Source organism: Photobacterium ganghwense, assembly GCF_017329545.1.
GTDB classification, from domain to species: domain Bacteria; phylum Pseudomonadota; class Gammaproteobacteria; order Enterobacterales; family Vibrionaceae; genus Photobacterium; species Photobacterium ganghwense.
In genome coordinates this window covers 3,126,323-3,147,689 of record NZ_CP071325.1, presented here as the reverse complement: position 1 = coordinate 3,147,689, position 21,367 = coordinate 3,126,323, and the positions used below count along the sequence as shown (strand labels likewise).

At 52.8% G+C, this 21,367-nt stretch carries 11 protein-coding genes, 3 tRNA genes and 5 rRNA genes; 11 read left to right on the top strand and 8 right to left on the bottom strand.

Going from position 1 to position 21,367, the window contains the following annotated elements; all coding sequences use genetic code 11:
* From FH974_RS14175 to rrf (FH974_RS14140), 8 genes are all read left to right on the top strand, one after another.
* A 23S ribosomal RNA gene (locus FH974_RS14175) occupies window positions 1–2,893 on the top strand.
* Between the two features lie 116 nt (window positions 2,894–3,009).
* Window positions 3,010–3,125 (top strand): 5S ribosomal RNA (gene rrf, locus FH974_RS14170).
* A 344-nt stretch (window positions 3,126–3,469) separates the two neighbouring features.
* Window positions 3,470–5,021: ribosomal RNA gene (locus tag FH974_RS14165) — 16S ribosomal RNA — on the top strand.
* Window positions 5,022–5,112: 91 nt separating this feature from the next.
* Window positions 5,113–5,188 (top strand) — tRNA-Glu (locus tag FH974_RS14160).
* A 1-nt stretch (window position 5,189) separates the two neighbouring features.
* Window positions 5,190–5,265: transfer RNA gene (locus FH974_RS14155), tRNA-Lys, on the top strand.
* Window positions 5,266–5,295: 30 nt separating this feature from the next.
* Window positions 5,296–5,371: transfer RNA gene (locus FH974_RS14150), tRNA-Val, on the top strand.
* Window positions 5,372–5,686: 315 nt separating this feature from the next.
* A 23S ribosomal RNA gene (locus tag FH974_RS14145) occupies window positions 5,687–8,578 on the top strand.
* A gap of 116 nt (window positions 8,579–8,694) precedes the next feature.
* Window positions 8,695–8,810, top strand: a 5S ribosomal RNA gene (rrf, locus tag FH974_RS14140).
* The 16S, 23S and 5S rRNA genes sit together here with 3 tRNA genes alongside, the layout of an rRNA operon.
* Window positions 8,811–9,503: 693 nt before the next feature.
* On the opposite strand, the gene FH974_RS14135 is transcribed toward rrf (FH974_RS14140), so the two are convergent.
* The 7 genes from FH974_RS14135 to FH974_RS14105 form a co-directional block, all read right to left on the bottom strand.
* Window positions 9,504–10,361: a TIGR03899 family protein gene (locus FH974_RS14135; RefSeq protein WP_047883761.1), complete on the bottom strand. Its 858-nt coding sequence runs from the start codon at window positions 10,359–10,361 to the stop codon at window positions 9,504–9,506.
* Between the two features lie 156 nt (window positions 10,362–10,517).
* Entirely contained in the window at window positions 10,518–11,000 is a 483-nt protein-coding gene (locus tag FH974_RS14130; protein WP_047883654.1) for a DUF3299 domain-containing protein, read from the bottom strand.
* Window positions 11,001–11,004: 4 nt separating this feature from the next.
* Window positions 11,005–12,264: an ABC transporter permease gene (locus FH974_RS14125; protein WP_047883655.1), complete on the bottom strand. Its 1,260-nt coding sequence runs from the start codon at window positions 12,262–12,264 to the stop codon at window positions 11,005–11,007.
* The gene (locus tag FH974_RS14120) at window positions 12,261–12,950 is read right to left on the bottom strand and encodes an ABC transporter ATP-binding protein (protein WP_047883656.1); all 690 of its coding nucleotides are present in this window, start codon (window positions 12,948–12,950) and stop codon (window positions 12,261–12,263) included. Before FH974_RS14120 ends, FH974_RS14125 begins: the two co-directional genes overlap by 4 nt.
* A gap of 52 nt (window positions 12,951–13,002) precedes the next feature.
* On the bottom strand, window positions 13,003–13,554 hold the full coding sequence (gene zrgA, locus FH974_RS14115) for a zinc uptake protein ZrgA (RefSeq protein ID WP_207103361.1): 552 nt from the start codon (window positions 13,552–13,554) through the stop codon (window positions 13,003–13,005).
* Window positions 13,555–13,594: 40 nt separating this feature from the next.
* The gene (locus tag FH974_RS14110; RefSeq protein ID WP_047883658.1) at window positions 13,595–13,876 is read right to left on the bottom strand and encodes a hypothetical protein; all 282 of its coding nucleotides are present in this window, start codon (window positions 13,874–13,876) and stop codon (window positions 13,595–13,597) included.
* A 157-nt stretch (window positions 13,877–14,033) separates the two neighbouring features.
* Window positions 14,034–14,585 carry a YtfJ family protein gene (locus FH974_RS14105; RefSeq protein ID WP_047883659.1) on the bottom strand — a complete coding sequence of 184 codons (552 nt, stop codon included), beginning with the start codon at window positions 14,583–14,585 and terminating at the stop codon, window positions 14,034–14,036.
* Window positions 14,586–14,881: 296 nt separating this feature from the next.
* Here FH974_RS14105 and FH974_RS14100 point away from each other — a divergent pair, with 296 nt between their 5' ends.
* Entirely contained in the window at window positions 14,882–15,091 is a 210-nt protein-coding gene (locus FH974_RS14100; protein WP_047883660.1) for a DUF1107 domain-containing protein, read from the top strand.
* A 3-nt stretch (window positions 15,092–15,094) separates the two neighbouring features.
* On the opposite strand, the gene msrA is transcribed toward FH974_RS14100, so the two are convergent.
* Window positions 15,095–15,724 (bottom strand): peptide-methionine (S)-S-oxide reductase MsrA, encoded by a 630-nt coding sequence (gene msrA / locus FH974_RS14095; protein WP_047883661.1) that lies wholly within the window; start codon window positions 15,722–15,724, stop codon window positions 15,095–15,097.
* A 189-nt stretch (window positions 15,725–15,913) separates the two neighbouring features.
* Between msrA and tamA the strand changes: the two genes are divergently transcribed.
* On the top strand, window positions 15,914–17,620 hold the full coding sequence (gene tamA / locus FH974_RS14090; protein ID WP_242551837.1) for an autotransporter assembly complex protein TamA: 1,707 nt from the start codon (window positions 15,914–15,916) through the stop codon (window positions 17,618–17,620).
* A complete protein-coding gene (tamB, locus tag FH974_RS14085; RefSeq protein WP_047883663.1) occupies window positions 17,617–21,357 on the top strand; it encodes an autotransporter assembly complex protein TamB in 3,741 nt (1,246 codons plus the stop codon). The genes tamA and tamB overlap by 4 nt, the downstream gene beginning before the upstream one ends.
* Window positions 21,358–21,367 lie beyond the last annotated feature (10 nt).

The window sequence follows — 21,367 nt, the reverse complement described above, 5'->3', positions numbered from 1 at the left end:
GGTTAAGTGACTAAGCGTACACGGTGGATGCCTGGGCAGTCAGAGGCGATGAAGGACGTACTAACTTGCGATAAGCGTAGATGAGGCAGTAAGAGCCACTTGAGTCTGCGATTTCCGAATGGGGAAACCCAGCTGCATAAGCAGTTATCATCAAGTGAATACATAGCTTGATGAGGCGAACCGGGGGAACTGAAACATCTAAGTACCCCGAGGAAGAGAAATCAACCGAGATTCCGGCAGTAGCGGCGAGCGAAACCGGATTAGCCCTTAAGTCGCTTTTGGTGTCAGGTGAATGAGCTGGAAAGCTCAGCGATACAGGGTGACAGCCCCGTAGCCGACAACACCTTATCAGTGAAAACGAGTAGGACGGGACACGTGTTATCTTGTCTGAAGATGGGGGGACCATCCTCCAAGGCTAAATACTCCTGACTGACCGATAGTGAACCAGTACCGTGAGGGAAAGGCGAAAAGAACCCCTGTGAGGGGAGTGAAATAGAACCTGAAACCGTGTACGTACAAGCAGTAGGAGCAGGCTTTGTCCTGTGACTGCGTACCTTTTGTATAATGGGTCAGCGACTTAATTTCAGTAGCAAGGTTAACCGTATAGGGGAGCCGTAGGGAAACCGAGTCTTAACTGGGCGTGCAGTTGCTGGGATTAGACCCGAAACCGAGTGATCTAGCCATGGGCAGGTTGAAGGTGCGGTAACACGCACTGGAGGACCGAACCGACTAATGTTGAAAAATTAGCGGATGACTTGTGGCTAGGGGTGAAAGGCCAATCAAACTCGGAGATAGCTGGTTCTCCCCGAAAGCTATTTAGGTAGCGCCTCGGACGAATACTACTGGGGGTAGAGCACTGTTAAGGCTAGGGGGTCATCCCGACTTACCAACCCTTTGCAAACTCCGAATACCAGTAAGTACTATCCGGGAGACACACGGCGGGTGCTAACGTCCGTCGTGGAGAGGGAAACAACCCAGACCGCCAGCTAAGGTCCCAAAGTTATCGCTAAGTGGGAAACGATGTGGGAAGGCTCAGACAGCCAGGATGTTGGCTTAGAAGCAGCCATCATTTAAAGAAAGCGTAATAGCTCACTGGTCGAGTCGGCCTGCGCGGAAGATTTAACGGGGCTAAGCGATACACCGAAGCTGCGGCAATGCGCATTAGCGTATTGGGTAGGGGAGCGTTCTGTAAGCCGCTGAAGGTGTCCTGTAAGGGGCGCTGGAGGTATCAGAAGTGCGAATGCTGACATGAGTAACGATAAAGGGGGTGAAAAACCTCCTCGCCGGAAGACCAAGGGTTCCTGTCCAACGTTAATCGGGGCAGGGTGAGTCGACCCCTAAGGCGAGGCCGAAAGGCGTAGTCGATGGGAAACGGGTTAATATTCCCGTACTTCTTGCTATTGCGATGGGGGGACGGAGAAGGCTAGGTGGGCCTGGCGACGGTTGTCCAGGTTCAAGGGTGTAGGCTGATGGTTTAGGCAAATCCGGACCATCTTAAGGCTGAGACCCGATGTCGAGGCACCACGGTGCTGAAGTCATTGATGCCATGCTTCCGGGAAAAGCCTCTAAGCTTCAGATAGCAAGAAATCGTACCCCAAACCGACACAGGTGGTCGGGTAGAGAATACCAAGGCGCTTGAGAGAACTCGGGTGAAGGAACTAGGCAAAATGGTACCGTAACTTCGGGAGAAGGTACGCTGCCGGCGGTGAAGAGACTTGCTCTTGGAGCTGCTGGCAGTCGCAGATACCAGGTGGCTGCAACTGTTTATTAAAAACACAGCACTGTGCAAAATCGAAAGATGACGTATACGGTGTGACGCCTGCCCGGTGCCGGAAGGTTAATTGATGGGGTTATCCTTAGGGAGAAGCTCTTGATCGAAGCCCCGGTAAACGGCGGCCGTAACTATAACGGTCCTAAGGTAGCGAAATTCCTTGTCGGGTAAGTTCCGACCTGCACGAATGGCGTAATGATGGCCACGCTGTCTCCACCCGAGACTCAGTGAAATTGAAATCGCAGTGAAGATGCTGCGTACCCGCGGCTAGACGGAAAGACCCCGTGAACCTTTACTACAGCTTGGCACTGAACATTGACCCTACATGTGTAGGATAGGTGGGAGGCTTCGAAGCAGGTACGCCAGTATCTGTGGAGCCGTCCTTGAAATACCACCCTTGTAGTGTTGATGTTCTAACGTCGCCCCCTCATCGGGGGTGCGGACAGTGCCTGGTGGGTAGTTTGACTGGGGCGGTCTCCTCCCAAAGCGTAACGGAGGAGCACGAAGGTGGGCTAATCACGGTCGGACATCGTGAGGTTAGTGCAATGGCATAAGCCCGCTTGACTGCGAGAATGACGGTTCGAGCAGGTGCGAAAGCAGGTCATAGTGATCCGGTGGTTCTGAATGGAAGGGCCATCGCTCAACGGATAAAAGGTACTCCGGGGATAACAGGCTGATACCGCCCAAGAGTTCATATCGACGGCGGTGTTTGGCACCTCGATGTCGGCTCATCACATCCTGGGGCTGAAGTCGGTCCCAAGGGTATGGCTGTTCGCCATTTAAAGTGGTACGCGAGCTGGGTTTAGAACGTCGTGAGACAGTTCGGTCCCTATCTGCCGTGGGCGTTGGATGATTGAGAGGGGCTGCTCCTAGTACGAGAGGACCGGAGTGGACGAACCTCTGGTGTTCGGGTTGTGTCGCCAGACGCATTGCCCGGTAGCTAAGTTCGGAATCGATAACCGCTGAAAGCATCTAAGCGGGAAGCGAGCCTCAAGATGAGTCATCCCCAGAGCTTTAAGCTCTCTGAAGGGTTGTTCGAGACTAGAACGTTGATAGGCAGGGTGTGTAAGCGCTGTGAGGCGTTGAGCTAACCTGTACTAATTGCCCGTGCGGCTTAACCATACAACACCCAAGGGGTTTTACGGACTCCACGAGCACTTGAATGGTGTGCTTGAACTTTAGTCAGTTTTTTCCAAGATTGTGATTTGCGGCCTGCGGGCGGTGAATCAAAGAATTTGCCTGGCGACCATAGCGCTGTGGACCCACCTGATCCCATGCCGAACTCAGACGTGAAACGCAGCAGCGCCGATGGTAGTGTGGGGCCTCCCCATGTGAGAGTAGGACATCGCCAGGCACCTATTCCAGAAAGCCCGTTGGGTCACAACGGGCTTTTCTTTCGCTCCAACTGGTGAATCAGTGAGCGGAGTCACGCTAAAGTTTTTTACTGACTGAAAAAGTAGAGAATTTTACCTTGACTTAAACGCTGGGAGGCGTATTATACGCGTCCTGACTTGCTGAAGCGCTTCGCGCTAACGCATTGAAAGTCAACGTTCTTTAACAATTTGACCATGCAATCTGTGTGGGCACTCGTGAACTGATAGTCAAAAAGATTTATCGATGAACTGAGTGACCAATTCAAAATAGCTTCGGTTATTTTGGCACAGTCAATTTAATTCAGTATTCATCGAGCCAAAACTTTAATTGAAGAGTTTGATCATGGCTCAGATTGAACGCTGGCGGCAGGCCTAACACATGCAAGTCGAGCGGCAGCGACAACATTGACCCTTCGGGGGATTTGTTGGGCGGCGAGCGGCGGACGGGTGAGTAATGCCTGGGAACATGCCTTAGTGTGGGGGATAACCATTGGAAACGATGGCTAATACCGCATAATCTCTACGGAGCAAAGAGGGGGACCTTCGGGCCTCTCGCGCTAAGATTGGCCCAGGTGGGATTAGCTAGTAGGTGGGGTAACGGCTCACCTAGGCGACGATCCCTAGCTGGTCTGAGAGGATGATCAGCCACACTGGAACTGAGACACGGTCCAGACTCCTACGGGAGGCAGCAGTGGGGAATATTGCACAATGGGGGAAACCCTGATGCAGCCATGCCGCGTGTGTGAAGAAGGCCTTCGGGTTGTAAAGCACTTTCAGCAGTGAGGAAGGCGGTATCGTTAATAGCGGTATTGTTTGACGTTAGCTGCAGAAGAAGCACCGGCTAACTCCGTGCCAGCAGCCGCGGTAATACGGAGGGTGCGAGCGTTAATCGGAATTACTGGGCGTAAAGCGCATGCAGGCGGCTTGTTAAGCCAGATGTGAAAGCCCGGGGCTCAACCTCGGAATCGCATTTGGAACTGGCAGGCTAGAGTCTTGTAGAGGGGGGTAGAATTTCAGGTGTAGCGGTGAAATGCGTAGAGATCTGAAGGAATACCGGTGGCGAAGGCGGCCCCCTGGACAAAGACTGACGCTCAGATGCGAAAGCGTGGGGAGCAAACAGGATTAGATACCCTGGTAGTCCACGCCGTAAACGATGTCTACTTGGAGGTTGGTGTCTTGAACACTGGCTTTCGGAGCTAACGCGTTAAGTAGACCGCCTGGGGAGTACGGTCGCAAGATTAAAACTCAAATGAATTGACGGGGGCCCGCACAAGCGGTGGAGCATGTGGTTTAATTCGATGCAACGCGAAGAACCTTACCTACTCTTGACATCCACGGAATCCTGCAGAGATGCGGGAGTGCCTTCGGGAACCGTGAGACAGGTGCTGCATGGCTGTCGTCAGCTCGTGTTGTGAAATGTTGGGTTAAGTCCCGCAACGAGCGCAACCCTTATCCTTGTTTGCCAGCACTTCGGGTGGGAACTCCAGGGAGACTGCCGGTGATAAACCGGAGGAAGGTGGGGACGACGTCAAGTCATCATGGCCCTTACGAGTAGGGCTACACACGTGCTACAATGGCATATACAGAGGGCAGCAAGACCGCGAGGTGGAGCGAATCCCACAAAGTATGTCGTAGTCCGGATTGGAGTCTGCAACTCGACTCCATGAAGTCGGAATCGCTAGTAATCGTGGATCAGAATGCCACGGTGAATACGTTCCCGGGCCTTGTACACACCGCCCGTCACACCATGGGAGTGGGCTGCACCAGAAGTAGATAGCTTAACCTTCGGGAGGGCGTTTACCACGGTGTGGTTCATGACTGGGGTGAAGTCGTAACAAGGTAGCCCTAGGGGAACCTGGGGCTGGATCACCTCCTTACCTAAAGACTGCGCTTTGCGTAGTGTCCACACAGATTGCTTGGTCGAAATGTAGAGAACATGTGTTCGGGTACCCAAACCCGAAACAAAAGGTCCCATTCGTCTAGAGGCCTAGGACACCGCCCTTTCACGGCGGTAACAGGGGTTCGACTCCCCTATGGGACGCCACGGGTCGTTAGCTCAGTTGGTAGAGCAGTTGACTTTTAATCAATTGGTCGCAGGTTCGAATCCTGCACGACCCACCATCTTCTCCTCGGAAGATGTAAAACATCGGAGGGCGATTAGCTCAGTTGGGAGAGCACCTCCCTTACAAGGAGGGGGTCACTGGTTCGAGCCCGGTATCGCCCACCACTCTCTAAATACTTTTCTGCACGGAGCCGCAGATTCAATAGCAGTAATGTTGTTGGGTCAGTTTCGTGACGCTGAAAGTCTTTAGAAAGTGGCTGCCGAAAGGCAAACACATGCTCTTTAACAATCTGGAAAGCTGACTAGTAATTCGATTCAGATGAATCGAAATTATTGTTTCACCGAAAGGTGGAACGAGTTCTCAAGCAATACACATTCAAGTGTCTTGTGTAAGAAGAGTCCGGCAAAACAAACTAACCATCTTAACTCAGATGGAAAAACCTTGGTTGTTTGAACATACGAAACCTCTTGGGGTTGTATGGTTAAGTGACTAAGCGTACACGGTGGATGCCTGGGCAGTCAGAGGCGATGAAGGACGTACTAACTTGCGATAAGCGTAGATGAGGCAGTAAGAGCCACTTGAGTCTGCGATTTCCGAATGGGGAAACCCAGCTGCATAAGCAGTTATCATCAAGTGAATACATAGCTTGGTGAGGCGAACCGGGGGAACTGAAACATCTAAGTACCCCGAGGAAGAGAAATCAACCGAGATTCCGGCAGTAGCGGCGAGCGAAACCGGATTAGCCCTTAAGCGCTTTAAGTGTCAGGTGAATGAGCTGGAAAGCTCAGCGATACAGGGTGACAGCCCCGTAGCCGACAACACATTTGGCGTGAAAACGAGTAGGACGGGACACGTGTTATCTTGTCTGAAGATGGGGGGACCATCCTCCAAGGCTAAATACTCCTGACTGACCGATAGTGAACCAGTACCGTGAGGGAAAGGCGAAAAGAACCCCTGTGAGGGGAGTGAAATAGAACCTGAAACCGTGTACGTACAAGCAGTAGGAGCAGGCTTTGTCCTGTGACTGCGTACCTTTTGTATAATGGGTCAGCGACTTAATTTCAGTAGCAAGGTTAACCGTATAGGGGAGCCGTAGGGAAACCGAGTCTTAACTGGGCGTGCAGTTGCTGGGATTAGACCCGAAACCGAGTGATCTAGCCATGGGCAGGTTGAAGGTGCGGTAACACGCACTGGAGGACCGAACCGACTAATGTTGAAAAATTAGCGGATGACTTGTGGCTAGGGGTGAAAGGCCAATCAAACTCGGAGATAGCTGGTTCTCCCCGAAAGCTATTTAGGTAGCGCCTCGGACGAATACTACTGGGGGTAGAGCACTGTTAAGGCTAGGGGGTCATCCCGACTTACCAACCCTTTGCAAACTCCGAATACCAGTAAGTACTATCCGGGAGACACACGGCGGGTGCTAACGTCCGTCGTGGAGAGGGAAACAACCCAGACCGCCAGCTAAGGTCCCAAAGTTATCGCTAAGTGGGAAACGATGTGGGAAGGCTCAGACAGCCAGGATGTTGGCTTAGAAGCAGCCATCATTTAAAGAAAGCGTAATAGCTCACTGGTCGAGTCGGCCTGCGCGGAAGATTTAACGGGGCTAAGCGATACACCGAAGCTGCGGCAATGCGCATTAGCGTATTGGGTAGGGGAGCGTTCTGTAAGCCGCTGAAGGTGTCCTGTAAGGGGCGCTGGAGGTATCAGAAGTGCGAATGCTGACATGAGTAACGATAAAGGGGGTGAAAAACCTCCTCGCCGGAAGACCAAGGGTTCCTGTCCAACGTTAATCGGGGCAGGGTGAGTCGACCCCTAAGGCGAGGCCGAAAGGCGTAGTCGATGGGAAACGGGTTAATATTCCCGTACTTCTTGCTATTGCGATGGGGGGACGGAGAAGGCTAGGTGGGCCTGGCGACGGTTGTCCAGGTTCAAGGGTGTAGGCTGATGGTTTAGGCAAATCCGGACCATCTTAAGGCTGAGACCCGATGTCGAGGCACCACGGTGCTGAAGTCATTGATGCCATGCTTCCGGGAAAAGCCTCTAAGCTTCAGATAGCAAGAAATCGTACCCCAAACCGACACAGGTGGTCGGGTAGAGAATACCAAGGCGCTTGAGAGAACTCGGGTGAAGGAACTAGGCAAAATGGTACCGTAACTTCGGGAGAAGGTACGCTGCCGGCGGTGAAGAGACTTGCTCTTGGAGCTGCTGGCAGTCGCAGATACCAGGTGGCTGCAACTGTTTATTAAAAACACAGCACTGTGCAAAATCGAAAGATGACGTATACGGTGTGACGCCTGCCCGGTGCCGGAAGGTTAATTGATGGGGTTATCCTTAGGGAGAAGCTCTTGATCGAAGCCCCGGTAAACGGCGGCCGTAACTATAACGGTCCTAAGGTAGCGAAATTCCTTGTCGGGTAAGTTCCGACCTGCACGAATGGCGTAATGATGGCCACGCTGTCTCCACCCGAGACTCAGTGAAATTGAAATCGCAGTGAAGATGCTGCGTACCCGCGGCTAGACGGAAAGACCCCGTGAACCTTTACTACAGCTTGGCACTGAACATTGACCCTACATGTGTAGGATAGGTGGGAGGCTTCGAAGCAGGTACGCCAGTATCTGTGGAGCCGTCCTTGAAATACCACCCTTGTAGTGTTGATGTTCTAACGTCGCCCCCTCATCGGGGGTGCGGACAGTGCCTGGTGGGTAGTTTGACTGGGGCGGTCTCCTCCCAAAGCGTAACGGAGGAGCACGAAGGTGGGCTAATCACGGTCGGACATCGTGAGGTTAGTGCAATGGCATAAGCCCGCTTGACTGCGAGAATGACGGTTCGAGCAGGTGCGAAAGCAGGTCATAGTGATCCGGTGGTTCTGAATGGAAGGGCCATCGCTCAACGGATAAAAGGTACTCCGGGGATAACAGGCTGATACCGCCCAAGAGTTCATATCGACGGCGGTGTTTGGCACCTCGATGTCGGCTCATCACATCCTGGGGCTGAAGTCGGTCCCAAGGGTATGGCTGTTCGCCATTTAAAGTGGTACGCGAGCTGGGTTTAGAACGTCGTGAGACAGTTCGGTCCCTATCTGCCGTGGGCGTTGGATGATTGAGAGGGGCTGCTCCTAGTACGAGAGGACCGGAGTGGACGAACCTCTGGTGTTCGGGTTGTGTCGCCAGACGCATTGCCCGGTAGCTAAGTTCGGAATCGATAACCGCTGAAAGCATCTAAGCGGGAAGCGAGCCTCAAGATGAGTCATCCCCAGAGCTTTAAGCTCTCTGAAGGGTTGTTCGAGACTAGAACGTTGATAGGCAGGGTGTGTAAGCGCTGTGAGGCGTTGAGCTAACCTGTACTAATTGCCCGTGCGGCTTAACCATACAACACCCAAGGGGTTTTACGGACTCCACGAGCACTTGAATGGTGTGCTTGAACTTTAGTCAGTTTTTTCCAAGATTGTGATTTGCGGCCTGCGGGCGGTGAATCAAAGAATTTGCCTGGCGACCATAGCGCTGTGGACCCACCTGATCCCATGCCGAACTCAGACGTGAAACGCAGCAGCGCCGATGGTAGTGTGGGGTCTCCCCATGTGAGAGTAGGACATCGCCAGGCACCACGAAGCCCAAGCAGAAATGCTTGGGCTTTTTTACGTTTAAAGATAATGTTGTTCGCCATTCGGTCGAATGAGCCCCGCAAGATCGACAGCCCGGCCGTTCCACCACTTATGCGAAGCCTGAATTGAAAGATTTGGGCTTTCTTGCATTTGGAATTTATCGGTTCGCCCTAAGGTCAAAGGGCTATCGACGGTAGCCATTTCACAACTAATTCAAAAGTTCCACTTATCAAGAAACTTTGTCAGTGATGGCGAAGCTTTTTGACTTTTGGGGTAGCGTGTTCATCCTTGTTGAATCATTCATTGAATGAGCCTCGCTGTGTGCAATTCCGGCTGCTCTGCTGCTTCACTAACAATGACTTGCTTGTTTGTTACGTTGATGGCTTTTCAACGTGTGATTGTCAGTCACTTAGTCTGTGATCTTGCCTTATCCTCTTTCCCCACTCTGACTTGTAAAGTCAGTCGTTAGGGATGTATTGAATGTGGTTTCGACATTTTAAATATACCGATCACTTAAATATCTGTCAGATGAAGAGCAAGCCTTCATTAAGCGACTTTTTATTGTTTTAATGATGCCGTAAGGATATAGCAGAGGATGTTGAGGTATTGACTAACAGTGCCTGGACTTCAGAGAAGCGGTTGGCCTATCTGTTTGTAGTTATTGAAAATTGTGTAGCCATTAAATAATGGGGTTAATGATCTGATTCGATAAGGAAATGGGAGTGCATCATTTCCATCAGGCTTTCCCTGAAAGGTTCATGAGTTTTGCTGCCAAGGAGTTCGGCCAGTTCCTGTCCGGTAGGCGTTAGGCGGTAATAGGTGAAACTACACCCTTTTTGTTGTGGGGTCAGGCGGTAATGATGCGTCTGATAGCTGAATGTTAGTGGTGTTTGAGGAGCGAATTCGCCTGACTCTAACTCTGTTTTCAGAACTAACCCGAGCTCCATCAGGATCAATATATCGGAGTAAGGAAGCTGGAAATGCCCTAGGGTCAGCTTCTTGGTGGCTGGTGCCAGTAATGAAGGTAAAAGTTTGTGCCTGATAATAAGGGAAGTCAGGATTTTTTTGCTTTTGTCTCCGCCAAAATAGCAGGTCAGAGTACATGCCCGAAGAAAAATCTGGGCTTCTTTGTGGGTCATGGCTCTGAGGGTATCGAGTGTTTTAATCGAAATAGAGCCCGGTAATAAGCACTCTTGTTTGAGGATCCGGCTCCATAGCCGTTGCATGGAAGGATTACGGATACGCTTGGCGATGGAAAAAAAGTGAGAGAGCCAATCTGGATCGGGCTCTCCTGATTTTTCACTATGGCCGCTGTCGAAAGCTTGTTTGGTTATTCTTTCCAGGTTTTCCTGCTCCAGCAAATGTTCTTTTTGCTGTCTTTTGTCAAAGCGCTCTTGGAGAGAATGCGGCTCTTGCGGATGGATGAGGTAATCAATGCCGTGCTGGCCAGCAATTTTTGCAATGACTTTCTGAGTACCATGTTTTGACGATGACGGTTCTTCTTTCTCTGTCGTGGCCGTTAATACCGTACTGTCATGTTGTTCGCTCATTCCACCAGGCTCCATTATTATCAGGCTCCATTCTCATTAAGATTCTAGTGTAACCAGTCAGGAAACCGGGTGGCAATGGGATAGGTGGGAAAAGCGGATCTGGGTGAGGAAATATCACTAACCGGATACCCCGGTTAGTGACAGGCAGAGGCAGCTTTACATATCGTCGTAGGCTTCGATACGTGTGCCTTCCAACATATAACCGACTTGTGCCAGTTCATGGTTGATGGATTGGGTTTTCAGGGTCCCGATCAAATAAACGACGTCCCATAGCTCCTGGACCGGGGCTCCTTGGGGAAACTTGACATAAATAATCTGGTTCGGTGGCGGGGGTGGAACATGGATACATGCTCCGAAGTAGGGGACCAGCAAAAACTCTGTCAGAGTGTTTTCATTCCCTTCGAGTGGAATGACAAAGCCGGGAATTTTCACTTGGCTACCGTTTAACTCCTCTCGAACCGACCCCAGCACAGACTGAGGTGAAGCATCACCATCGTGGCTCATGACCGGCATCTGCTGTTGGTTAAACTGCGCCCGTTCTTTTTCCGGAACCAGGTCAATCCAATCTAACGTCAGTAGTTCAGTAGCCTGGCTGAACATCGGCAGCCAGCAAGCGAAAATCAGAATCCATTTTTTCATAAGATTAAACCTTTATAGTCATGCCATCAGAGAGAGAATGTCGAAATGCCTGAAGTGCAGGGATAAATCCTGCGAGCATGCCCGCGATTTGCACCATACCGAGCAGGAAGTATTCATAAGCCGTCGGCGCGGAGAGCGAAAGAACCATTCCGAATTGGGTTTGGAGAATCGGTTGAGCAATGGCCATTGCCAGATAGAGTAAGCCGATACCGGACAAAATGCCTGCCGCGGTGATCACCGTTGCTTCACTGATCAGCAGGAAAAAAATATGCACAGGGCGAGCGCCCATGGCACGTAAGATGGCCATTTCCCGCCGCCGTTCGTTCAAGCTGGTCAGCAGGCTGGTCAGCATACCCATCAGACCTGCGATGACCACGAAGCCTGAAACCGCCAGCAGTGCCTGCTCTGCGATGGACATCATGCCCCAGAGCTCATGTAATGCGATACCCGGCATAATTGCACTCAGAGGCTCTGAGGGATAGCTATTAATGGTGCGTTGCAGAGAGAAGGCCTGGATCCGTGATTTCAGCCCGAGGAAAAGCGCCGTGATCTGTTTGGGCTCAAACTGAGCTTGTGACAGTGATTCGGCCGTCGGCGTATGGCCTAACCGTGCCCCGCTTTCCCAGCCGACATGAATAGCTTCAATGGCCGGAAGTGAGACATGAACACTGCGATCGACAGGCGTACCAGTGGGGGCAAGAATCCCGACAACCTTAAAGGGCAGGTTATCGTGTCGATTGAAGGCTTTATCGCTGATGCCATGGGCAATGATGATTTCATCACCAATTTGATAGTTGAGCTTCTTTGCCACCTCTGACCCTAATACAGTGTCAAACAGGGTCTCAAACGCACGGCCTTGGGCCAGAACAAGTGACTGTTTCTGGCCGTAACGATAATAGCGGAAATAATCGGGGGTGGTGCCAATCACCCGGTATCCCCGATGTGAATCGCCGAGTGAGATTGGGATGGCCCAGTCGACAGTGGGATGTTGGCGAATATTCTGATAGCTTTGCCAGTCAATATTATTGGTGGCGTTACCTATCCTGAACACTGAATACAACAGCAGATTCACCTGGCCCGAACGGGCCCCGACAATCAGGTCTGTCCCTGAGATGGTGTTGGCGAAGCTGGCTTTAGCCTGGGTTCGGATTTTTTCTACGCCTAAGAGCAGGCTGACCGAAATTGCCACGGTAAGGATGGTGAGTACAGCGGTTGCTTTACGGTTCAGCAGGCTTTGCCAAGCCAGGCGGATTATCGCAGTCATGCGTATTCTCCTGTGGCCCGGTTGAGGCTGCTCAGGCTAAGGTGGCGATCAAACAGATGTTCCAGTGAGGCATCATGACTGACAAACAGTAATGTCATGTTTTGTCTCTCACATTCTTCCATCAGAAGATTGATGAAGGCTTCCCGATTGTCATGATCCAACGCGGAAGTGGGCTCATCGGCAATAAGTAGAGGTGGGCGTCCGATTAATGCGCGGGCTGCCGCGACACGTTGTTGCTGCCCGATGCTTAGCGTGCTGACCGGGCGGTGAAGGCATGCATCAGGCAGGTGTAATTGTGTCAGCAGACGACGCGCTTCTTGTGGTAATTGTCCATTGAGGAGCTGCCTGCGGCTGTCTGAAAACCGGCAGGGTAACAGTACATTGTCGATAACGGATAGATAAGGCAACAAGTTAAACATCTGAAAAATATAGCCCATATTGTCCGCCCGGAATCGATCCCGCTGGGTTGCTGACAGTGAGCTAAATGGCTGATCCAGAAGCCGGATGGTACCTGTGGTAGGAAGATTGATGCCTGCCAGCAGGCTCAGCAGGGTGGACTTTCCGCTGCCGCTCGGGCCTTTCAGGAAGGTTTTTTCTCCCCGGCGGATTGTCAGGGACGGGATGTCAAGCAAGGTCGGCTGTTTCGGCCAGTGAAACGTTAAGTCACTGATCTCAATAATCGTCATAATGCATCCTGAACAATGGGGGACGAGCCCCCCATTTTCGTTTTCTCACTCGTTAAAAATGAAAGCGTGGCTGGCCTGGTTTGAGCGTAGCCGCTTTTTGTTGTTTGGCGGTGAAGGCGTTGATGTTCACCTGCTCGGTCGCCGGGAATTGCTCGAACCAGTGCAGCTCCAGGTACGTTAACCCTGCCATGTTGTTGCACTGATAGAGGAATTGCACGCTAAACTCGCCATGCTCATGCTCATGCTCATGCTGATCATGAGAGCGATGCGTCAGCGTTTCTGTCGCCTCGGCCTGAGTCAGCTGACAGTTTGCTGCTGAGGGGAATGACAGCAGCGTATCCGGTGTTTGCAGTGTCGCTAATGCCCGGGCTAGCTTTTCCTTGTCATCGAGGCTACTGGGTTCATGTTCAAATCCGACGATGTCAGCGCCCGGTGCGGTAATTTCTACCAGCAGTTCGTTGCCATCCTGTGCCAGGTTGAATGTCACGACACCATGGACATGGGCATCATGTTGGTGAAAGTGTCCTTCAGCAACGGCAGACGCGTAAGGAAAAGCACCTGCGGCCAACATGGCTAAGGCAGTTAAAGCAAAAGAGTTTTTCATGGTATGTCCTGTCTAAACGAATGTAAGAATAAAAAAGAGTTCAGACAGGTTGGGGTGGTGAACGGGCTGTTGGCGAAGCCGGTTGGCCCGACAGGTGCTGTGCAGCACCGGCAATCAGTGGCGGGTACTGAATCGTGGGGAGAGGCAGTGAGATACTATCAGGAGCAATGGCATCCAGCGCCAGATGACAGACCGCGCAATCCGGACGGTGATGGTGATCCAGGCTGGCTTCGATGTGATGTAACAGACTGAGCGGCCCAAGTATGATGAGCAGCGTGCACAGTCCCAGCCATTTGAACAGATGTCGGTGTCCGTTTCGCATCTTGTCGAGTCGTTAAAAAAGCCATGCCCCAGAAGTGTGTAACAATATAACATCACATTTCCGGGTGGTCATGGCCTAAAAGTCAAAGCGCGGTGAAAATACCGTCGTTGCGGGCTGTCCGCATACAGTGATGCGGTGCTGGTTGATATGGAACGGATTAAAGGTGCGTACTGACCAGCTTCAGGGCTTCTTTGACTTCACCCGCGCTCAGTTTGCCTTCTTTCACAAACAGGACCTTGCTGTCTTTATCCAGCACAATAATGGCCGAGTTTTCTTTGGCCAGATCCCAGCTCTGATGAACACGGCCATTGGCATCCAGTACCATCGAAGACCATGAAAACGCTTTTTTGCTGTCTTCGGCGGAGGACTTCACAAAGCTGCCGGTGCCCCAAATGGCGTCATCCTGGTTAATGATAGTGGTGGTCTGGTATTTGTCTTGCGGGAATTTGGCTGCAGTGATGGCCGCCATCAGTTCTGCATTCAGCTCTTTAGCGGAGCTACGCCCGGCGATCGCCTGAATAACCCGCACTTTACCGTCCAGTTGCTGGCTGCTCCATGCCTGATAGTGGATCTCCCCATTTTGGAGCATCAGCTCCCCTTTATCGGCCACGGATACGGTTGGTAGTGGTTGACCCACGGTCAGGTTATGAGCCAGTGCAACCCCAGGTAAGCATGCTGCGACGACTGCCCACAGAAACTTCTTTTTCATGATTTCTATTCCATTAATTATTAGACGCATCATTATCTTAGAAGAGATAACGATAACTGGTAAAACCAGTTGTTAAAGCTTGAGCCGCATCACAGCACCCTGCAACGCGAAATACCCCTCAGAATGCACACAGTGTACAAGCCGATACCGTTTTTGCTTTCGATACAAACAGAAAGTGGTTGGCACGAAATGTGCTGATACTTGTTTGGGGAAGGCTGGTGAAAAGAATAAAGGGATAACTGAACCTATATGCTGTTTACACGGTCAATTAGATAAGGGCTGTTTGTGAGGGAATCATGCTGAGAATTTTTAAACATTATCGTCCGACACAAGTTGCCCGCCACGTGAAAAATTACTTCCGTGGGCGGGTCTTCATTTCCGGTATCGGTGGTTTTGAGTTTGACTGCGGTCGACTGCTTCCGCCCAAAAAACACGATAAGAAAGCATTGAACGTGTTAAGCGAAGTGAACCGTGAAATTCAGCTGTTGACCGCAGAAGGGATGTAACCGTTATTTAAACTGAGGTGGCATGCAGATACCGGTGCCACCCAGTCCGCAGTAACCATCCGGGTTTTTGGCCAGATATTGCTGATGGTAATCTTCAGCAAAATAGAAGTTCCCCGCCGGGGCAATTTCCGTTGTGATGGGGTGACTACCCAACGCGGCCTGATAGCGCGCCATACTGTCGGTCACGGCGGCGGTCTGTTCGTCTGAATGGGTATACACGACAGAGCGGTATTGTGTCCCCATATCATTCCCCTGGCGCATTCCCTGAGTCGGGTCATGATTTTCCCAGAACAGCGTCAGCAACTCATCTAAGCTGATCACTACCGGGTCAAAAATAATCCGTACCACTTCGGCATGGCCGGTTTTACCGGTACACACTTCTTCATAGGTCGGGTTCGGTGTTAAGCCGCCGCTGTAACCTACGGCAGTGCTGTACACGCCGGGTTGTTTCCAGAACAGCCGCTCAGCACCCCAGAAGCACCCCATCCCTACCGTCAGGACTTCGTGGCCGGCTGGGATGGTGTCATCGAGTTCAGTGCCATTTACTGCATGCGCACTGGTTGGCAAAATAGGGGTTGCCCGGCCGATTAACGCCGTTTCAGCCGTTGGCATGTTGAGCTTATCAGAAGACATTGTTCATTCCTTTTTACGTCATCATTTGCTCTCAAGGTAGAGGAATCCGGAATGACAATCAACATCCTTGCTATTTCCTGTCAAAATGTTGGCAGTTAAGTCGTGGCTTTGTCAGAATTAACACTGCTCAAGGCAAAAAAATAACACGAAGATCCTAAAAATGAAGTCATAAGAATGAAGACACATGTTATGCGGTACAGTCTCGCCGCGTTTGCGCTATCCGTTACGCTTCCGGTTTCCGCCGCGACGTCATTGGAAATTACTGGTGTTAAAGGGAAGTTGAAGGACAATGTTGATGCCTATGTGTCAGCCATTCCGGAGAAGGACTACAGCACATCACTTCGCTTTCGGCAGCAACTGGAAGGCGAAATTCGCGATGCGCTGAAGGCGCTGGGGCGCTATAACCCCACGATATCCTTCACAGATTCCGTCGACGGCGATAACAGCGTCCTGAAAGTGGCCATCAAACCGGGGCCAAAAACCGTGATCGCCAAAAGTGATATTCAGATCACCGGTGATGCCCAAGATGATCCGGATGTCATCGAACTGGTCCGCAACAGCGGGCTGGGGCTGGGAAAAACGCTGAATCACGGAAAATATGAATCGCTCAAATCCTCGCTCAGTAGTCTGGCTCTGCGGAAAGGCTATTTTGATGCCGAGCTGTTGACCAGCCGGATGGAGGTGGCTCCCAGCCGAAATGAAGCCTATATCACGATCGAGTTTGCCAGTGGAGCGCGTTACCACTTTGGCAAGACCACCTTTAAAGGCAGCCAGATTGATCTGGATCGTCTCGAATCATTGATCCCTTACGAAGAGGGGGATCCGTATCTGGCTTCCTCGCTGGGGGAATTTAACCAGCGTTTGTCCAATGTTGGCTGGTTCTCTTCCATTTTCGTCGGCGGGGCCGTTGCGCAGCGTCATGACGAGGAGATCCCGGTCAATGTCGTGCTCAGCCCGCAGGTACGGAATCAGGTTGAAACCGGTATCGGTTACTCAACCGATGTCGGGGTGCGACTGAAAATGAACTGGCACAAGCCATGGCTGAACAGTGCCGGGCACAGTCTGGATGTCAAAACGGAGTTGTCCACGGTCCAGCCGAAAATTGAGGCTGTCTACAAAATTCCGTTGGATGATGTTCTGAATGACTACTACCAGGTAGTGGGCGGGATTCGCTATGTCGACAACCATGACACGGTCAGCACCGAGTACAGTCTGGGTCTGGAGCGTCACTGGCGCCTCGATAGCAACTGGAAACGGGTGGCTTCCTTACGGGTACTGTATGAAGACTATAACCAGGGCGCGGAAGAAAGCGGCGTGCTGGCGATGGTGTTGCCGGGGTTGAGCTATGACCGTACCCGGGTTCGAGGTGGTGCGATGCCAACCTGGGGCGACAAGCAAATGATTTCCATGGAGTATTCTGACCCAGCGCTGGGATCGGACACTCGCCTGTTCCATTTACGTGGACGTTCTGCCTGGATCCGGAGCTGGGCGGAAGATCACCGCGGCCTGGTCCGCATTGACGGCGGGGCCGTGTTTGCCGACCGTCTGGAAGATGTTCCTCCTTCCATGCGTTTCTTCGTCGGGGGTGATAACAGCCTGCGTGGCTACAGTTATGAGTCCATTGCTCCACGCGACAGCGAAGGTAGGCTGCGCGGCGGTAAGTATATGCTTACTTCCACGGCTGAATACCAGTACCGGGTGTACGGCAACTGGTGGGGCGCGGTCTTTTATGACTATGGCTCGGCCTGGAATGACAGCCCGGACTGGCTGGCTGGTGCCGGGGTCGGGGTTCGTTGGGCATCACCTGTCGGCCCGGTGCGGGTGGACTTTGCCTGGGGACTGGATAAAGACAAGGATAAGTTCCAACTGCACTTTGTTTTGGGGCCAGAGATATGATTTGGGTAAAACGACTAACCTTGGCTTTACTGGCCTTGTTACTGGTGCTGGTGATTGCGATTGCCGCGCTGCTTTACACACCGGCCGGGATCAAGGTCGCGCTGTGGGGCGCCCAGAAAGCGTTACCGGCCCTTTCGGTTGGCAGCAGCAGCGGGAGCCTGATGAAGGGCTTTGCGCTGGAGCAGGTGCGCTATCAGGACGGTGCGCTTGATCTGGCGGTGAACCGCCTCGGATTGACGATCGATGATGGATGTCTGCTGACACCCGCGGTGTGCGTGAAAGAGCTGGCCATTGACGGTACCCGCTTCAGCATGCCGGAAGTACCGCCGCCGTCAGAAGAGGAAGAGCCGGCCAGCGAACCGGTGACCACCATTACGCTGCCGTTGCCAATCTCGATTGACCGTATTGCGCTGAACGATGTGGCGCTGGATATTCTGGGCAACAAGATTGCCTGGGACACATTCAGTACTGCTGCCAAGATGGAAGGGAATCAGGTCACTATCATGCCGACTGACTGGGACGGTGTCTCGGTATCACTGGCACCGGCGGCCGAAAATGCTTCCGCGGCAGCGGAGATTGTTGAGCAGAGTGAGCCTCAGCCGATCGTGTTGCCGGAAGTGGTGATTCCGCTGAATATTGCAGTCGAACGCTTTACCGTGAAGTCCTTCAGCCTTGAGGGCGAAGCGCCGCAAAAGGTGGAGCTGCTGGATCTGGTGGCGTCGACCGTAGGCAGTGAAGTGCAAATTGATAAGCTGGTGCTCAAAGCCCCGCAGGGGACACTGGACGCGAAAGCGAATGTGACCCTGAGTGGGGATTATCCGCTGACGCTGGACGCGAAACTGGATGTCGCCATGGCACCGCTGGCGGGGCACAAGCTGGCGCTGAAAGCGTCCGGCAGTGCCGTTAAACTGGGGCTGGATGCCAGCCTGAGCGGTACCATTGATGCCCTGGTGAAAGGCCAGCTGTCACCGTTGGACCCTGATCTACCGTTTGATGTCAGTGTCAGCAGTAAAAATATCCAGTGGCCGATTGACAGCGATGCGGAATTTACCGTCAAGGACACATCTCTGACAGCAAAAGGGAAGCTATCCGGTTACAGCTTCAGCCTGAAGAGTAACATCGACGGGAAACCGATGCCGGCAGTTAAGGCCGATCTGCAGGGGAAAGGCTCTCTGAATGATGTCGCCCTGAGCCGGCTGATGGTCGAAACGCTGGGCGGTACGGTCTCGGGTAGTGCGTCAGCCAGCTGGAAAGATTTGGTGAACTGGCAGGGTGAACTGGCGTTCAGCCATATTCAACCGGGGTTGGAGTGGCCGGATGTACCGGGTGATATCAGCGGGAAGCTGAAAACCTCCGGTGGCCTGACCAAACAGGGCGGCTGGTATGTCGAACTGCCTGCGCTGACGGTGGACGGTATCGTCATGGATCAGCGCCTGGATATGAAAGGCGAGCTGTCCGCCAGCGACCGCAGCGGCAAGGGTAACCTGACCTTCAATACGCCGGGACTGTCAATTAAGCATGGTCCGAATGGTTTGCTGGCGAAAGGTAACCTGAGCGACACCTGGGATATGTTGGCGATCATTGATGCGCCGAACCTGGCGCAGTCAATGCCGGGGCTACGCGGGAAAGTACAGGGACGGGTGGATGTCAGAGGTAAAATGGCAGAGCCGGATCTGGCTTTGGATCTGACCGGCCAGGCGTTGGGATGGCAGGATTTGGCCAATCTCGAAAAACTGACGATTAAAGGCAAAGTGAAGCCGATGCCCGCGCTGGATGCGGATCTGCAGGTGCTGGCCTCAGACGGCCGGTTTGACACCTTCAACCTGGCGAATTTGGCACTGATTTTCCGTGGAACCGAACAACGCCATGAGCTGACGCTGAAGATGGACGCCGAGCCGGTCAGTGCCGATTTGCGGCTGACCGGGGCTCTTAACCGCGAACAGGGCTGGCAGGGGCGTCTGGAAAAAGGTGAAATTGATACTGAGATTGGGCCGTGGAAGCTGGATCGCTCGACCCCGATTGGTTACCAGTTCAAGACTCAGCTTGCGACGGTTGCGGCGCACTGCTGGAAGCAGGATAAGTCTGCGCTGTGCCTGAGTGAAAACCTGACGGCGGGGGCCAGCGGGCGTGCCAAGCTGGCCGTGAATAACTTCGACTTTGCCATTATCAAGCCATTCCTGCCGGAGAACGTGGAATTGCAGGGCGCGCTGGGTGCGCATGTGGATGCGACCTGGGCACCGAACTCTGCTCCTTTTGTTCAGGCCAACATTGCCCTGCCTGCTGGCTTTGTGAAGCAAAAGAGCGAGCCGGACGGGCAGCCAATGATGCTGGGCTGGGATAAGGTAACCCTGAATGCTGAAGTGAAGCAGGATGTGCTCAACGCCGACTGGCTGATTGCCGTGAAAGACAATGGCGATCTGAGTGGCCGCGCACGGGTAACTCAGCTGACCGGTGAACAGCAGATAGAGGCCAACCTGAAGCTGGATCGCTTTATGCTGGACTTCCTGCAGCCGCTGGTGGCGGATTACGATAAGTTCGGTGGCCAGATTGACGCCAACCTGAACCTGTCGGGCCCGGCAATGCACCCTGCGGTTAACGGTCTGGTGAAAGTCAGCAAGGTGCAGGCCATTGGCCGTAAAGTGCCACTGGATATCAAGAATGCCGATATCACGGCGACCTTCTCAGGATATCAGGCTCAGCTGAACGGTAAGATTGTGACGCCGGACGGTAATCTGGCTCTGGCCGGTGATGCCAACTGGCGGGATATGGCGAACTGGGCTACTCAGTTGCGGGTTAATGGCCGCGAACTGGAAGTTAACATGCCGCCGATGCTGGCCGTGCGTGTGAGCCCGGATTTGACCATCAAAGCCGGTCCGCAACAGGCGGAAATTACGGGTAAAGTTGAAATTCCGTGGGGCCGCATTACCGTGGATCAGCTGCCGGAATCTGCCGTTGCCGTTTCCGATGATGAGATCCTGCTGACGGCAGATCTCAAGCCGGTAGAAAAAGAGTCAGCCATGCCGTTCTCGGTGAAAACCAATGTGCTGGTTCGCATCGGGGATGATGTACGCCTGAGTGCGTTTGGCCTGAAATCTAACCTGGTGGGGGATCTGAATGTCCGCCAGAATGATAAAGGGCCGCAGGTCTTCGGTGAGGTGAACCTGAAGGACGGTACTTACCGCTCCTTTGGCCAGACACTGGTGATCCGCAAAGGCCAGCTGCTGTTTAATGGTCCGGCAGATCAGCCATACTTGTCGATTGAGGCGATTCGCGATCCGGAAAATATCGAGGACGATGTGATTGCAGGGATCCGGGTAACCGGCCCGGCGGATAATCCGAAGGCGGACATTTTCTCGGATCCGGCGATGCCGCAGCAGAACGCGCTGTCTTACATCCTGCGTGGCCGGGATCTCGACAGCGAGTCGAACAGCGGCGATGCGATGACCATGGCTCTGATCAGTATGGGTCTGGCACAGGGCGGCCAGCTGGTGGGTAACATCGGTGAGGCATTTGGGGTGCAGGACCTGTCGCTGGATACGGCCGGTTCGGGCGATGACTCCCAGGTGACGATCAGTGGTTACATCGCGCCGGGGCTGCAGGTCAAATACGGTGTCGGGATCTTCAACTCGATAGGGGAATTCACGGTGCGTTACCGCCTGATGAAAGATCTCTATGTGGAAGTGGTGTCAGGCCTCGACAGTGCGGTCGACCTGCTGTACCAGTTCGAATTTAACTAACAGGAGTAAG

Coding starts and splice junctions, on each gene's coding strand:
- FH974_RS14135 (WP_047883761.1), bottom strand. CDS start 10,361: ATGAGCGAACAACATGACAGTACGGTATTAACGGCCACGACAGAGAAA.
- FH974_RS14130 (WP_047883654.1), bottom strand. CDS start 11,000: ATGAAAAAATGGATTCTGATTTTCGCTTGCTGGCTGCCGATGTTCAGC.
- FH974_RS14125 (WP_047883655.1), bottom strand. CDS start 12,264: ATGACTGCGATAATCCGCCTGGCTTGGCAAAGCCTGCTGAACCGTAAA.
- FH974_RS14120 (WP_047883656.1), bottom strand. CDS start 12,950: ATGACGATTATTGAGATCAGTGACTTAACGTTTCACTGGCCGAAACAG.
- zrgA (WP_207103361.1), bottom strand. CDS start 13,554: ATGAAAAACTCTTTTGCTTTAACTGCCTTAGCCATGTTGGCCGCAGGT.
- FH974_RS14110 (WP_047883658.1), bottom strand. CDS start 13,876: ATGCGAAACGGACACCGACATCTGTTCAAATGGCTGGGACTGTGCACG.
- FH974_RS14105 (WP_047883659.1), bottom strand. CDS start 14,585: ATGAAAAAGAAGTTTCTGTGGGCAGTCGTCGCAGCATGCTTACCTGGG.
- FH974_RS14100 (WP_047883660.1), top strand. CDS start 14,882: ATGCTGAGAATTTTTAAACATTATCGTCCGACACAAGTTGCCCGCCAC.
- msrA (WP_047883661.1), bottom strand. CDS start 15,724: ATGTCTTCTGATAAGCTCAACATGCCAACGGCTGAAACGGCGTTAATC.
- tamA (WP_242551837.1), top strand. CDS start 15,914: ATGCGGTACAGTCTCGCCGCGTTTGCGCTATCCGTTACGCTTCCGGTT.
- tamB (WP_047883663.1), top strand. CDS start 17,617: ATGATTTGGGTAAAACGACTAACCTTGGCTTTACTGGCCTTGTTACTG.